We start from the raw sequence: 14,565 nt of genomic DNA, 5'->3' as shown, positions 1-14,565 counted from the left end.
GAAACCTACCGACCCGCGCGGTGCGCCAGGGCCCGCGCGCCGCTGCGGTGCACCACCCACCCGGCGACCACCAGCAGCGCGCCGAACGCGAGGAACGCGAGGTCCCACGACAGGGGTGCGCCGAGGTCGTCGCGCAGGTGGTGCACCCCGAGGAGCTGGTGGTTGACCAGGCCCTCGACGAGGTTGAACAGCCCCCACCCCGCGAGGACCAGTCCCACGTGGAAGCGCCACGTGGGCGCGAGCCTGCCCCGCTGCCACGCCGACAGCGCCAGGAGCGACGCGGCCAGCAGACAGACCCACGTGGCGACGTGGAACAGCCCGTCGGCCAGGGTGTTGGCCTCCAGGCCCGCCAGCGTCGTCGTCGGGTAGTCGTCGACGTCGCTGACCATGTGGTGCCACTGCAGCACCTGGTGCAGCACGATCCCGTCGACGAACCCGCCGAACCCCACGCCGTACAGGAGCCCGAACGTCTTGGTGGGTGGGGCGCCGCTGGTCCCGGTGGTGCGGCTCTGGAGAGGGGTGGCCATGCCGGGCGGTACCCAACCTCAGGACGCCGGCGCCACCGACCTGACCCACATCGAGGCGATCTGGTCGACGCTGGACTCGTCGAGACGGTAGAGCGTGAGCGAGAAGATCACGGCGGTGCCGAGCGCGGTGCGGGCGACGACGTAGTCGAGGCCGGGGTCGATCTCGCCCCGCTCGACGCCGCGCTCCCAGATCGGGCGCATGTAGACGTCGGACGACCCGCCGACGGTCTCCTGGAAGACCCGGTTGGCGGCGTCGTCGGCGATGGCCCGGCCCAGCTGCGGCCCGAGCGTGGCACGCTGGGACGGCGTGTTGACGGTGGGCACCACCCCGCGCACCACGGCCCGGACGTCGCCGAGCAGGGTGCCGGTGTCGACCGGCTCGACCGGGATCGAGGCCCGGGCGTTGACCGCCATCACCACCTCGTCGCGGTTGCGGAACCGTCGGTAGACGGTCGGCTTGCCCACCCCCGCGCGCTCGGCGATCGCATCCATCGTGAGCTCGGCGTAGCCGTGCTCGGTGATCAGCTCCTCGGTGGCGTCGAGGATGCGCTCCTCGATGCGTGGATCACGCGGGCGGGCCATCGTCGTCCTCCTGGTGGTCGCGGCCATCGTCTCGTGCCGCCGGTGCCGTGCTGGATCCGGGTACGCCGACAGCGGCCGGGCCGTGGAGGCCCGGCCGCTGCCGGCGGTGCTCGTCGATGATCAGGCCTTCCCGACCTTGCCGGTGAAGGGCGAGTAGCGGACCACGCTGTTGTGGCCGGCGAGCGAGCCGGTCACGCGCACCCGGATCCGGTCGCCCTTGTCGGCCTTCTTCAGCTTGTAGGTCTTGGCGGTCGCACCGGCGATCGGCTTGCCGTTGCGCATCCAGCGGTAGGCGAGCTTGGCGCCCGGCTCCCAGCTGCCGGCCTTGGCGGTGAGCTTCGTGCCGACCTTGAGCTTGCCCTTCTTGGCGATCGACGGCTTGCCCGCGTCGACGGTGAACCAGCGCTGGACGTCGACCGCGAACAGGGTCGGCTTGCCCTCGACCACGGTGCGGTAGATGACCTTGGAGCCGACCGAGAGCAGCGCCTGGGCCAGCCCCTGGTTGGCCGGGACCACGTCGCGGACCCGGTCGGTGCCGGCGGCGTTGCCGTTGCTGACCCACGGCTCGGTGCCGCTCACGCCGTCGTTGGCGCCGAAAGCCACGAACCGGCCGTTGGCCACGAGCCGGCCGGTGACGCCGCTGTCCGAGCCGGGACCGACCTCCTCCACCTTGACGGTGCCGGCCGCGGTGCCGTTGGAGCGGTAGAGCTCGCGCCCACTGAAGGGCACGTTGGCGGTGAAGTAGGCGGTGCCGGCGACGTCGACGATGGAGGCGGGGCCGCTGCCGCCCTGGCCGGCGAGGTCCTTGACGATGCCGGTGGTGGCCGCGGTGCCGCCGGTGGCGAAGAGCTCCTCGCCGGTGCCGGCGGCCGAACCTGAGTAGAAGACCTTGCCTCCCACTCGGACCAGGTCCTCGATCGAGCTGCTGCCGTTGCCGATGATGGCGTCCTCGACCAGCGTGGTGCTGTCGGCGGTGCCGTTGCTGCGGAAGAGCTCGTAGCCGGTGGCCGGCGTGGTCGCGGCGAAGACGACCGTGCTGCCGGACAGGTGGGTGATGTGCCCGGGCTGGCTCGAGGGGGCGCCGTTGACGATGTCGATGATCTGCGTCCCGCCGTCGGTGCCGTCGGTGCGCACGAGCTCGGTCCCCAGGCCCTGGACGAACGCGCTGAAGTAGGCGACGCCGTTCGCGGCCGTCAGGTCGGTGACGGTGGTGTCGGTGGCGCCGGGCGCGAGGTCCTCGACCATCGACGTGGTCGCTGCCGTGCCCCGGCTGACCCACAGCTCCTTGCCGTGTCCGCCGTCGTCGGCCGCGAAGAGGAGCTTGTCGCCCAGGGCCGTGAGCTCGGTGGGGAGCGAGCTGAGGTCGTTGCCGGGGAGGATGTCCTCGACGAGCTTGGTCCCGGCGGTGGTGCCGTCGGTGACGTAGAGCTCGCGGCCGGTCGGGAAGACGTCGGCGGAGAAGAAGACCTTGTTGCCGACCCGGGTGAACTCGGTCGGCACGCTCCCGGTCGCACCCGGGACGAGGTCGCGCAGGATCTTCGTCCCGGCCGCGGTCCCGTCGGAGACGAAGGGCTCGAGCCCGCCGGTCTCGGCCTGGGCGGCGAAGAAGAAGCGGTTGCCGAGGACGGCGACCTGCTGGTCGGCACTGACGCCGGTGAAGGACTTGAGGATGACGGGCGCGGCGTTGCCGTGGGCCTGGGCCGGCGCGACGCCGGCCGAGACGGCCAGCGTCGCCAGCCCGAGGGTGGCGGCCGAGACGGCGGCCGCGGTGCGGAGGTGCTTGGCGTTCATGGTGAGGCTCCTGAGTTCCGAGTGGGTTTCTTTACGTGTCGTAACGTAACGGAATGGAACCGCCAGGGGCAAGGGGGTATCCATCGCGGTCTAGACCGGTCACGGCATGGCGTCAACCAAAGTTGACGCGGCAGCGGACATCAACCTAGGTTGATGGCATGTCGTTCACCGTCCCCTCCCCCGAGGAGCCGGAGGAGGCGCTGGCCGCCGTGATCGCCCTGCGGCGCCTGGCGGCCGACCTCGAGGCGAGCGCTGTCGACCACGCCCTGGAGCTCGGCTGGACGTGGCACCAGATCGGGCAGGCACTCGGCATGTCCGCCCAGGCGGCCCACAAGCGGCTCGCCCCGAACAAGCGAAGGTAGGTCGACCATGTGGTTCAGGAACCTTGCCGCCAACAGCCGTGCGCTCAAGGCCCTGCTCGAGACGGCGGAGGCCCGGTCCCACGAGCTGGGCGACGCCCGACCCGGGCCCGAGCACCTCCTCCTGGCCGCCCTCGAGCTCGAGGACGGGTCAGCCCGCGCGGCGCTGGCCGCGTACGACGTCGCCCCGGCCGACGTACGCGCGGCTGTCGCGCGATCCCACCTCGAAGCCCTGGGCGTCCAGGGCGCCACGGACTCGCCACCCACGCGTGCCGTGACCAGGCGGGGTGCGGTCTACCAGGGCACCGACACCTTCCAGCAGACGTTCCGACGGACCACCGAGCTGGCCAAGCCGGCCGGCCGGCTCCGGGGCGCCCACGTCGTGCTGGCCGTGGCCGAGCTCGAGCACGGCACGGCGGCCCGCGTGCTCGACTCCCTCGGCCTCCCACGCGCCGGGCTCGTCGACGCGGCCCGCGCGGCGCTCCGCGACTGAGTCGCGCCGCCGCCCGTCATCAACCTGGGGGATCTTCGCCGCCGCGCCCGCCATCGCGGTCCCGACGTTCCTAGGGTGCGAGCGTGGGACCCGTCCGGGCTCCGCTCTGCGTACTCGGGTGAGGCTCCCTTGCGATCCATCGTCGTCGTGCTCGTCACCAGCGCTCTCCTCTGGTGCGGACTGACGACCCCTGGAACCGGGGCGACCGCCGTCGCCGACACCCCGGCCGGACGTCTGGTCGAGGACAAGGCAGCAGCGGCAACCCCGCACGTCCTCGACGGTCGGGTGCTCACGGTCGCGCAGGTGGGCAACACCGTCGTGCTGGGCGGGACGTTCACCCGGGCCCGAAACGACAGCGGGGACACCACGCCCCAGGTGCGCGACGGGCTGGTGGCCTTCGACGCCACGACCGGCAAGATCCTGCCCGGCTTCGCGCCCGACCCCGACGGCGACGTCCACGCCGTGGTCCCGGCCGGCGACGGCGCCTCGGTCTACGTCGGTGGCACGTTCACCACGATCGGGGGCGTCGCCCGCCAGCGGGTGGCCCGGATCCGCGTGTCCGACGGCGCGGTGGTCCAGGGCTTCGACGCCGGCGCCGTCACCGGCGCGGTCAAGGACCTACGCCTGCGTGACGGCCGCCTGTGGGTCGCGGGGGCGTTCACCCACCTCGGCGGTCGGGCCCAGAAGGCCCTGGCGACGCTCGACCCCGCGACCGGTGCGCTCCTGCCCTACATGTCGCTGGCCGTCGACGGCGTCCACAACGGTGGTGTCACGCAGGTCCTGAAGGTCGACGTCGACCCGTCCGGCGACCGGCTCGTGGCGATCGGCAACTTCGACACCCTCGCGGGCGTGCGCAACCGCCAGCTGCTCACGCTCGACCTCTCCGGCTCGACCGCGAGGCCGGGCCCGCTGCGCACCGACTTCTACCTCACCCCGTGCTCGCGGTCCTTCGACACCTACCTGCGCGACGTCGACTACTCACCCGACGGCCGCTACTTCGTGGTCGGCACCACCGGCGCCTACGGCACCGCCACCAACGCCTGCGACACCGTGGTCCGCTTCGAGGCCACGGCCGCCGGCACGGCCGTCCGGCCGTCGTGGATCGCCACCACGGGCGGCGACACCACGCACAGCGTCGAGGCCACCGACAGCGCCGTCTACGTCGGCGGCCACCAGCGCTGGTGGAACAACCCGTTGGCCGCCAACAAGGCGGGGCAGGGCGCCGTCTCGCGGGAGGGCATCGCTGCCCTCGACCCGCTCAACGGCCTGCCGCTGAGCTGGAACCCCGGGCGCGAAAAGGGCGTCGGTGTCTTCGACTTCCTCCACACCTCGCAGGGCCTGTGGGTCACCTCCGACACGGACCGGATCGCCGGCGGCCAGTACAAGGCGCGCGTCGCCCGCTTCGACCCCGACGGCGTCTCGCTGCCGGCCGTCCGCACGACGACGCTGCCCAACGACGTGTACGCCGCCGGCGGGACACCCACGCGCGCCACCAACACCCTCTCCCGGCGCAGCGTCTCGGAGACCTCGGCGGGCGCGCAACGGGCCGCCCCCACGGGCGGGGTCGACTGGAGCCAGGTGCGGGGCGCCTTCATGGTCAACGGCGCCCTGTACGTCGCCCACGCCAGCGGCTCGTTCACCAGGCGCACCTTCGACGGCTCGACGTACGGCCCCGCCTCGGCGGTGAACGCCGCCGACAGGCTGGTCCCGCTCGCGGACTGGAAGGCCGACGTGCGCGCCGCGACCGGGATGTTCTTCGACGACGGCCGGATCTACTTCACCCGCGGCGACAGCGACGACCTGTACTACCGCTACTTCAGCCCCCAGAGCGGTGTCGTCGGCGCCCTGCGCCTGGTGGCCTCGCCCGACGTCGCCGGCTTCGCGCCGCGCTCGGTGCGCGGCATGTTCGTGACGCCGTCCCACCTGTACTGGGCGGCCCCGGACGGCACGCTGCGCCGTACCGGCTGGGCGCGGCGGGGCGCCTCCGGCGTGCCGCTGGCGGACACCACCGAGGTCGTCTCGGGACCGGCCGTCGACGGCGCCACCTGGGCTGCGCCGGCCCTGTTCGTCTTCCAGGGCCCGGGAGGCGCCGCGGCCCCGCCCGCGTCGTTGTCCTTCGTGGGCGCGGCTCGCGCCGGCGCCAACGCCACCACCCACGAGGTGGCCGTGCCACCGGGCGTGCGCGCCGGCGACACGCTGCTGCTCACCCTCACCCTCAACGACTCCGCCGCGACCCCGACGACCCCCGCCGGGTGGAGCGCGCTCGACTCGGTCGCCGGTGACGGCGTCCTCGGCCGCAGCTGGACCCGCACCGCCACGGCGGCCGACGCCGGCAGCACCGTTGCGGTCACCACCGCGGCCCAGGCGAAGGGCGACCTGGCGGTGCAGGCCTACCGCGGCACCGGCGGGGCCACCCGGGTGACGGCGCACGCGGCGTCGGTGGACGAGACGGTGGGCACCAGCCACACCGCGCCCGCGGCGACGGCCCCGACCGGGTCCCAGGTCGTCATGCAGTGGGTCTCGAAGTCCTCCGTCGACCACACCTGGTCCACCCCGCCCGGTGCCCTCCGCCGCAGCGCCGCCACCGGCACCGGGGGCGGGCGGCTCACCTCGGTCGGCGTCGACACCGACGCCCCCGCCGCCGCGCCCGCCGCTCGCACCGCGGTGTCGAGCGCCGGCGTGGGCGCGACCGTCATGTTCACCACCGTGGTGGGCTTCGCCGGCCCGCCGAAGGTCGACCCGCCGACGCCGCCCGTCAAGCGCCGGACCACGGTCCGCATCGCCAGCGCGCGGCTGCCCGTGCGCAAGCCGGCCGCGGTGGCGGTCCGGGCCTCGGTCCGCGGCACGGTCCGGGTCTCGGTCCGGCTCGGCGGACGGACCACCACCAGGACCGTCCGGGTCGGCGCCGGCACGCCCACCCGGGTCCGGCTCGGCCCGATCGCCCGCAAGGCCGGTCAGCGGGCCCGGATCCGGGCCGTCCTCACCCCCCGCGCGACCGCGTCGTTCCGCCCCAGCGCGGTGGTGCGGCACGTCCGGGTCACCCGACGCTGAGGCGCCTCAGGCCAGCAGGCGCGCGTCGACCGCGGCAGGGCTGAGCACCTGGTCGAGGGCCATCGCGGCGCAGCCGACCAGACCCGCGCGGTCGCCGTACGTCGAGGGCAGCAGCCGCAGGTCGCGGGTGGCGAGGGCGGCGGCGCGGGCGTAGACGGTCTCGCGGACGCCGGCGGCGTAGGAGTCGAAGGCGGCGGCCATGTCGCCGCCGATCACCACGGCCTGCGGGTTGAGCAGGTTGATGGCGACGGCGAGCACCTCGCCGAGGCGACGGCCGCTCTCGCGCAGGTGCCGCTTGGCGTCGGGGTCGCCGGCGACGGCGAGCGCGGCGAGGTCGCGGACGTGGCCGACCGGCAGGCCGGCCGCCTGCAGCTCGGCGACCAGCGCCCAGCCGCCCGCGATCGTCTCCAGGCACCCCACGTCGCCGCAGCGGCACCGGCGGCCGGCGGCGGCGTCGACCTTGGTGTGCCCGATCTCACCGGCGGCGCCGAGGTGGCCCGTGACGACCCGTCCCTCGGCGATGATGCCGAGGCCGAGGCCCGTGGAGGCCTTGACCACGACCAGGTCGCGGTAGGTCGCGGCGTGGCCGAGCCGTTCGGAGCGGGCGAGGACATCGGCGTCGTTGGCGACGTACGTCGGCCCGGGGCTGTCGAGGTAGCCGACGAGGTCGACGCCGTCCCAGCCGGCCATCGCCGGGGAGTCGATGCTGACGCCGCGGACCGGGTCGACGGTGCCGGGGAGGCTGATGCCGGTGCCGAGCACCGGGCGGTCACCGACCCCGGCCACGAGCCCCGCGAGCCGGTCGGCCACCTGGGGCATCACGTCGTCGGGCGCCGCGCCGACCTCGTGCTCGGCCGCGCTGGTCGCGAGCTGGAGGCCCTGCAGGTCGAAGACCCCGACCTGCGACCGGGACCGCCCGACGGCCGCGGCCAGGACGACGCCGGCGGCGGCGTTGAACGCCAGCCCGCTCGCGGGACGGCCCCCGGTGGAGGCCAGCTCGTCGCCGGCGACGACGAGCCCGGCGTCCTCGAGCGCCGCGAGGCGGGTGTTGACCGCCGTGCGCGAGAGCCCGGTGAGCCGACCGAGGTCGGACCGGCTGCCGGCCTCACCACGGCGCACCAGCTGCAGCAGGTCGCCCGCGGTCGTCATGCGTTCATCGTACTTATGTTTGTCGAATACGGAAGTTCGCTTGCGAAGGACACACATCGGCCTTACCGTCGATGAGGTGACGACTTCCACCACCGACCCCGCTGCGGTCCCGCCCTGCGACTTCACCATCGTGGGTGCCACCGGCGACCTGGCGCTGCGCAAGCTGGTGCCCGCGCTCTACCACCGTGAGGTCGAGGGCCAGCTGGCCGAGACGACCCGCGTCATCGGCGTCTCCCGCTCCGACCACGACGACGACGCCTACCGCGCGATCGTCCGCGACGCCCTCGAGCAGTACGTGCCCGGCCACGACGGCGCGGCCGTCGAGCGGCTCCTCGCCCGCATCCACTACCTGTCCCTCGACGCCTCCGTCCCCGACGACTGGCACCTGCTCCACGGCCTGCTCAAGGAGAGCCGCGACCCGGCGACCGTCCGGGTCTTCTACCTCGCCGTCGCGCCCGCGATGTTCGGCCCGATCTGCGAGCGGCTCGACCAGGCCGGCTGCGTCGACAGCACCTCGCGGGTCGTGATGGAGAAGCCCATCGGCACCGACCTGGCCTCCGCCCATGCCGTCAACGACGCGGTCGGGGCGGTCTTCGAGGAGCACCAGATCTACCGGATCGACCACTACCTCGGGAAGGAGAGCGTGCAGAACCTCCTGGTCACGCGCTTCGCCAACACCTTCCTCGAGCCGCTGTGGAACTCCCGCTGGGTCGACCACGTGCAGATCACGGTCGCCGAGACGCTCGGCGTCGGCGGCCGCGGCGGCTACTACGACACCTCCGGCGCCCTGCGCGACATGGTGCAGAACCACCTGCTCCAGCTGCTCTGCCTGACCGCCATGGAGCCCCCGACGTACGTCGGCAGCGAGAGCGTGCGCGACGAGAAGCTCAAGGTGCTCCAGGCCCTCAAGCCGATGACCCCCGACGACGTCGACCGCGACACCGTGCGCGGGCGCTACGGCCAGGGCCTGATCGACGGCGTCGCCGTGCCGTCGTACACCGAGGACCTCGGGCGGCCCGGCAGCTCGACCGAGACCTACGTCGCCATCCGCGCCGAGGTCCAGAACTGGCGCTGGGCCGGCGTGCCGTTCTACCTGCGCACGGGCAAGCGGATGGACCGCAAGCTGTCCGAGATCGTGGTGGTCTTCAAGGAGCCGCCGCACGCGATGTTCCCCCACCACGAGGGCGTGCAGACGCCCAACCGGCTGCACATCCAGGTCCAGCCCGACGAGGGCATGCGGCTGCACATGACGGCCAAGGAGCCGGGCCCCGGCGGGTTCCGGTTCAAGCCGGTCTCGCTCGACCTGAGCTACGCCTCGGCGTTCGACGCCCGGATGCCCGACGCCTACGAGCGGCTGCTGATGGACGTCGTCCGCGGCAACCCGACGTTGTTCATGCGCCGCGACGAGGTCGAGGCCGCCTGGACCTGGGTCGAGCCGATCCTCCAGCGCTGGGCGGTCTCCGCCGAGCGTCCCAAGCGCTACCCCGCCGGCACCAGCGGGCCGACCGCCGCCGCCTCGCTCATCGAGCGCGACGGCCGCACCTGGCAGGAGTCCGACAATGACTGACCACCGACCCGGCATGCACCCGGTCGTCGCCGAGGTGACCGACCGGATCATCACGCGCAGCGCGGACACCCGTGCGGCGTACGTCGCCCGCATCCGCGCGGCCTCGGCCACCGGCCCCGCGCGCGGCGACCTCGGCTGCGCCAACCTGGCCCACGGCTTCGCGGCGTCCGCGCCGTCGGACAAGCTCGCGCTGCGCGGGCGGGTCAAGCCCAACCTGGCCATCGTCACCAGCTACAACGACATGCTCTCGGCCCACCAGCCGTACGCCGCCTACCCGCCGGTCCTCAAGCGGGCCGCGGCCCGCGCCGGCGGCCTGGCCCAGGTGGCGGGCGGCGTGCCGGCGATGTGCGACGGGATCACCCAGGGTCGCGACGGCATGCAGCTGAGCCTCTACAGCCGCGACGTGATCGCCATGTCGACCGCGATCGCGCTCAGCCACGACATGTTCGACGGCGCGCTGATGCTCGGCGTGTGCGACAAGATCGTGCCCGGCCTGCTGATCGGCGCCCTGTCGTTCGGCCACCTGCCGACGGTGTTCGTGCCGGCCGGGCCGATGGCCTCGGGCCTGCCCAACTCCGAGAAGGCCAAGGTGCGCCAGCTGCACGCCGAGGGCAAGGTCGGCCGCGACGAGCTGCTCGAGGCCGAGGCGGCGTCGTACCACTCGGCCGGCACCTGCACGTTCTACGGCACCGCCAACTCCAACCAGCTGCTGATGGAGATCCTCGGCCTGCACCTGCCGGGCTCGTCCTTCGTCAACCCCGGTACCCCGCTGCGCGAGGCGCTGACCCGCGCCGCGGCCGAGCGCGCCGTGGCCATCACCCGCCAGGGCGGCGAGCCCACGCCGGTCGGCGACATCGTCGACGAGCGCGCGATCGTCAACGCCTGCGTGGCGCTGCTGGCCAGCGGCGGCTCGACCAACCACACGATGCACCTGGTCGCCATCGCCCGCGCGGCCGGGATCCACCTCACCTGGGACGACCTCGCCGACCTGTCGGCCGTGGTGCCGTCGCTGTGCCGGATCTACCCCAACGGCCAGGCCGACGTGAACCACTTCCACGCCGCCGGCGGCATCGCGTTCCTCGTGCACACCCTGCTGCGCGCGGGCCTGCTGCACGGCGACGTGCTCACCATCATGGGCCGCGGGCTCGAGCACTACACCCGCGAGCCGCGGCTCCACGGCGAGACCGTGACCTGGGAGGAGGGGCCCAAGACCAGCGGCGACCTCGACGTGCTGCGGCCCGCCACCGACCCGTTCGCCCCCGACGGCGGCGTCAAGGTGCTGCACGGCCCGCTCGGCGCCGCCGTGCTCAAGACCTCCGCGGTCAAGCCCGAGCACCGCGTCGTGACGGCGCCCGCGCTGGTCTTCGACGACCAGAGCGACTTCCTCACCGCGTTCGGCGAGGGCCGTCTCGACGGCCGCGACCTGGTGGCCGTGATCCGCTACCAGGGCCCCGCCGCCAACGGGATGCCCGAGCTGCACAAGCTCACGCCCGCGCTCGGCGTCCTGCAGGACCGCGGCCAGCGGGTCGCGATCGTCACCGACGGCCGGATGTCCGGTGCGTCGGGCAAGGTGCCGGCCGCCATCCACGTCACCCCCGAGGCTGCCGTCGGCGGCCTGCTCTCGCGGGTGCGCGACGGCGACGTGATCACCGTCGACGCCGAGCGCGGCGTCCTCGACATCGACGACGCGTACGCCGTCCAGCAGCGCCAGCCCACCGGCCGCGCCCCCGAGGGCCCCGAGTGGGCCGGCACCGGCCGCGAGCTGTTCGCGGCCTTCCGGGCCACCGTCGGCGCAGCTGACGCCGGCGCCTCGGTCTTCGCCACCCACCCCGCTCCCGCCGCACCCTCGGAGGTCTCCGTTGCCCACGCCTGACGCCACCGTCACGTCCCTGCTCGACGTCGTCCCGGTGCTGCCGGTCGTCGTCGTGCACCGCGTCGAGGACGCCGTCCCGATCGCGCGCGCCCTGGTCGCGGGCGGCCTGCCGGCCATCGAGCTGACCCTGCGCACGCCGGTCGCCCTCGACGCCATCGCCGCGGTCGCGGCCGAGGTGCCCGAGATCCTGGTCGGCGCCGGCACCATCACCAACCCGGGCCAGGCCAAGCAGGCCCACGACGCCGGCGCCCGCTTCCTGGTCTCCCCCGGCTCGACGCCCGGCCTCCTCGCGGCGATGGCCGAGACCGGCCTGCCGTTCCTGCCCGGCGTCGCCACGGTCTCGGAGGTGCTCGCCGCGCTCGAGGCCGGCGTTACCGAGATGAAGCTGTTCCCGGCCGAGGCCTCCGGCGGCCGCGCGTTCCTCTCGTCGATCTCCTCCCCCGTGCCGGCCGCGCGCTTCTGCCCCACGGGCGGCGTCACCCCCACCACGGCCCCGGACTACCTCGCGCTGCCCAACGTCGGCTGCGTCGGCGGGTCCTGGCTCACCCCCGGCGACCTGGTCGCGACCCGCGACTGGGAGGCGATCTCGGTGCTGGCGCGCGACGCCGCCGCCCTGCGCTGACCCCGGCGGGTCAGACGCCCTGGTTGCCGAAGAACTCGATGGTGCGGTCCATGGCCGCGAAGAACGCCGGCCCGAAGGCGTGGCCGTCGTCGTACCACTCGAGTCGTGAGTCGACGCCCGCGGCGACCAGCGCCCCCTGCGTGGCCTCGGCCCACGGTGGCGGGCAGGTGTCGTCGAAGCGTCCGTGCACCATCAGGACCGGCTCGGTGATCCGGTCGAAGTAGGGCCGCGAGGAGTTCTGCCGCCAGAACCTCGGGTTGTCCTCCGGCAGGCCCCAGCGCCGGGCGAGCTCGCCGGTGTCACGGCCGTCGGTGGGGTCGTCGCGCTGGAACTGGTCGAAGTTCTGCGCCTCCAGCGACGACACCGAGGCCCACGGCGCCGCGGCGCGCACGAGCCCCGGCTCGGCCACCAGCGCCTTGAGGATCACCCCGCCGCCCATCGACCGTCCGAAGAGGGCGATGCGGTCGTCGGCGACCGGCACGTCGCGCGAGGCACGCAGGGCCTTGACCGCGTTGATCACGTCGGCGGTGTAGCCCAGGCGCATCCGCACCTGGTAGTCCGGGTCGTCGGTCGACTCGGCGTGGTTGCGGTAGTCGACGTGCAGCGCGACGTAGCCGCGCTCGGCGAGGTAGCCGCGCTCGCGGGTCATCCCCTGCCCGCGCACGTAGACCGCCGGGTCGATGTAGCCGTGCGCCAGCACCACCGCCGGGAACGGCCCCCGCCCCGTGGGCACGTTGAGGACCCCCGAGATCGTGTACGTCTCGGTCCCGCCGCGCGCGAGCGTGCTGCGGCTGCGGTAGGTGACGTCGTACGACGTGTACGACGCGGTCTCCTCCCGCACCGCCCCCAGCCGCAACCGGTCGCCGGTGTGCTCCTGCTCGGCCAGGCCGAGGACCGAGACCGCCGGGGCGGGGGGCTCGGGGTCCGGCTCCTGGGTGGGGGGCTCGGAGGGCGCCTCGGACGGCGCCTCGGTCTCGGACGGCGGCGCCGGCTCGGTCGGGTCGGACGTCGTCGAGGCGGACGACGGCGACGGTGCGGCGTCCGGCTCGGGGTCCTCCCCCGAGCACGCGGTCAGGACGAGGACGGTCGCGACCAGCGCCACCAGCGAGCGAGCCATGCCGCCACGGTACGGAGGCACTGCAACGGCGGGCGGGGCCGGCGCGAGGCCTACAACCCCAGCGCCCCCGGATTCAGGATCCCCGCGGGGTCGAGCGCGGCCTTGACCCGCCGGGTCAGCGCCATCACGTCGGGGCCGAGCTGGTCGGGCAGCGCGGCGGCCTTGGCGCGGCCGACGCCGTGCTCGCCGGTGATGGTGCCGCCGAGCTCGATCGCGGCGCGCATCACGGCGGCGAAGGCGGCTCGCGCACGGTCCTCGGAGTCGGGCGTGTAGACGATGATCGGGTGGGTGTTGCCGTCGCCCGCGTGAGCGACGACGGGGATCTCGACGTCGTGCTCGGCGGCGATCGCGGCGACCCGGGCCAGCAGCTCGGGGAGCAGCGGGATCGGGACGCCGACGTCCTCGAGCAGCAGCGAGCCGCGGGCCTCGATCGCGGGGAACGCCATCCGCCGGGCGGCGACGAACATCTCGCCCTCGTCCGGGTCGTCGGTCACGAAGACCGCGGTCGCGCCGGCCGCCTCGCACGCCGCCTGCATCACCGCGATCTCCTCGGCGCGCGCGGCGCCGGGGGCGTCGGACTGGGCCACCAGCAGCGCGGCCGTGGAGCGGTCGAGGCCCATCGGCTGGTGGTCCTCGACGGCGTTGATCGAGGCCTGGTCCATCAGCTCCATCATCGACGGACGCAGGGTGCGGCCCACCGCGACGACGGCGTCGGCGGCCCCGACCACCGTGCCGAACGACGCGACCAGCGTCGACCGCGCGGCCTGCGCCGGCACCAGCCGCAGGATCGCGCGGGTGACCACGCCGAGCGTCCCCTCGCTGCCGACGAACAGCTTGAGCAGCGACAGCCCGGCGACGTCCTTGATCCGCTTGCCGCCCAGCGTGATCAGCGTGCCGTCGGCCAGCACGACGTCGAGGCCGAGCACGTAGTCGGTGGTGACGCCGTACTTCACGCAGCACAGCCCGCCGGCGTTGGTCGCGACGTTGCCGCCGATCGAGCAGATCTCGTACGACGACGGGTCGGGCGGGTACCACAGGCCGTGCCGGCCGGCGGCGGCCTTGACGTCGATGTTGAGCGCGCCGGGCTCGACGACCGCGACCCGGCATGCGGTGTCGATCTCGATCGCCCGCATCCGCTCCAGGCTGAGCACGATGCCGCCGTCGACCGCCGACGACCCGCCCGACAGCCCGCTGCCGGCGCCGCGCGGGACCACCGGCACCCCGTGCTCGGCCGCCCACCGCACCGCCGCCTGCACCTGCTCGGCCGTCTCGGCCCGCACCACCGCCACCGGCGTACCGGCCGCGACGTCGTGGGACCAGTCCCAGCGGTAGGGCTCGACCACGTCGGGGTCGGTGGTCACGACCCCCTCGGGCAGGGCGGCGACGAGCTGGTCGAGGGGGGCGGCGACGGCGTGGTCGGACACGCCGGTCATC

Annotated in this window: 12 protein-coding genes; 6 read left to right on the top strand and 6 right to left on the bottom strand. The window is 74.0% G+C overall.

Translation table 11 applies throughout. The annotated features are described in order from the left end of the window. Window positions 1-5: 5 nt before the first annotated feature. From AC4MBH_RS23265 to AC4MBH_RS23255, 3 genes are all read right to left on the bottom strand, one after another. Window positions 6-527: a DUF2243 domain-containing protein gene (locus AC4MBH_RS23265; RefSeq protein WP_491797794.1), complete on the bottom strand. Its 522-nt coding sequence runs from the start codon at window positions 525-527 to the stop codon at window positions 6-8. Between the two features lie 18 nt (window positions 528-545). Then, window positions 546-1,109, bottom strand: a complete 564-nt coding sequence (locus tag AC4MBH_RS23260) for a TetR/AcrR family transcriptional regulator (protein WP_491797793.1) — start codon at window positions 1,107-1,109, stop codon at window positions 546-548. A 120-nt stretch (window positions 1,110-1,229) separates the two neighbouring features. Then, window positions 1,230-2,900, bottom strand: coding sequence for a hypothetical protein (locus tag AC4MBH_RS23255; RefSeq protein ID WP_491797792.1), 1,671 nt, complete (start codon window positions 2,898-2,900; stop codon window positions 1,230-1,232). A 158-nt stretch (window positions 2,901-3,058) separates the two neighbouring features. On the opposite strand from AC4MBH_RS23255, the gene AC4MBH_RS23250 reads away from it, so the two are divergent. The 3 genes from AC4MBH_RS23250 to AC4MBH_RS23240 all read left to right on the top strand — a co-directional run bounded on the left by AC4MBH_RS23250 (window position 3,059) and on the right by AC4MBH_RS23240 (window position 6,803). Then, window positions 3,059-3,262, top strand: a complete 204-nt coding sequence (locus AC4MBH_RS23250; protein ID WP_491797791.1) for a hypothetical protein — start codon at window positions 3,059-3,061, stop codon at window positions 3,260-3,262. A 7-nt stretch (window positions 3,263-3,269) separates the two neighbouring features. Beyond that, entirely contained in the window at window positions 3,270-3,752 is a 483-nt protein-coding gene (locus AC4MBH_RS23245) for a Clp protease N-terminal domain-containing protein (protein WP_491797790.1), read from the top strand. Between the two features lie 129 nt (window positions 3,753-3,881). Further along, window positions 3,882-6,803, top strand: coding sequence for a PKD domain-containing protein (locus AC4MBH_RS23240; protein WP_491797789.1), 2,922 nt, complete (start codon window positions 3,882-3,884; stop codon window positions 6,801-6,803). Window positions 6,804-6,809: 6 nt separating this feature from the next. Here the strand turns inward: AC4MBH_RS23240 and AC4MBH_RS23235 are convergent, their stop codons facing one another. After that, entirely contained in the window at window positions 6,810-7,952 is a 1,143-nt protein-coding gene (locus tag AC4MBH_RS23235; protein ID WP_491797788.1) for an ROK family protein, read from the bottom strand. A 76-nt stretch (window positions 7,953-8,028) separates the two neighbouring features. Between AC4MBH_RS23235 and zwf the strand changes: the two genes are divergently transcribed. The 3 genes from zwf to eda are packed head-to-tail and all read left to right on the top strand — an operon-like array spanning window position 8,029 to window position 12,014. Continuing rightward, window positions 8,029-9,519 (top strand): glucose-6-phosphate dehydrogenase, encoded by a 1,491-nt coding sequence (gene zwf, locus AC4MBH_RS23230; RefSeq protein WP_491797787.1) that lies wholly within the window; start codon window positions 8,029-8,031, stop codon window positions 9,517-9,519. Next, the gene (gene edd / locus AC4MBH_RS23225) at window positions 9,512-11,392 is read left to right on the top strand and encodes a phosphogluconate dehydratase (protein WP_491797786.1); all 1,881 of its coding nucleotides are present in this window, start codon (window positions 9,512-9,514) and stop codon (window positions 11,390-11,392) included. The genes zwf and edd overlap by 8 nt, the downstream gene beginning before the upstream one ends. Next, complete coding sequence (gene eda, locus AC4MBH_RS23220) at window positions 11,379-12,014, top strand: bifunctional 4-hydroxy-2-oxoglutarate aldolase/2-dehydro-3-deoxy-phosphogluconate aldolase (RefSeq protein ID WP_491797785.1); 636 nt, start codon at window positions 11,379-11,381, stop codon at window positions 12,012-12,014. Before edd ends, eda begins: the two co-directional genes overlap by 14 nt. 10 nt (window positions 12,015-12,024) lie before the next feature. On the opposite strand, the gene AC4MBH_RS23215 is transcribed toward eda, so the two are convergent. Then, window positions 12,025-13,131, bottom strand: coding sequence for an alpha/beta hydrolase family protein (locus tag AC4MBH_RS23215; RefSeq protein ID WP_491797784.1), 1,107 nt, complete (start codon window positions 13,129-13,131; stop codon window positions 12,025-12,027). Window positions 13,132-13,181: 50 nt separating this feature from the next. Then, window positions 13,182-14,555 (bottom strand): FAD-binding oxidoreductase, encoded by a 1,374-nt coding sequence (locus AC4MBH_RS23210; RefSeq protein WP_491797783.1) that lies wholly within the window; start codon window positions 14,553-14,555, stop codon window positions 13,182-13,184. Window positions 14,556-14,565: the final 10 nt, after the last annotated feature.

The organism is Nocardioides sp. WJ219 (assembly GCF_058559815.1).
The sequence above is the reverse complement of the archived record's forward strand: the minus strand, read 5'-3'. Positions and strand labels throughout refer to the sequence as shown.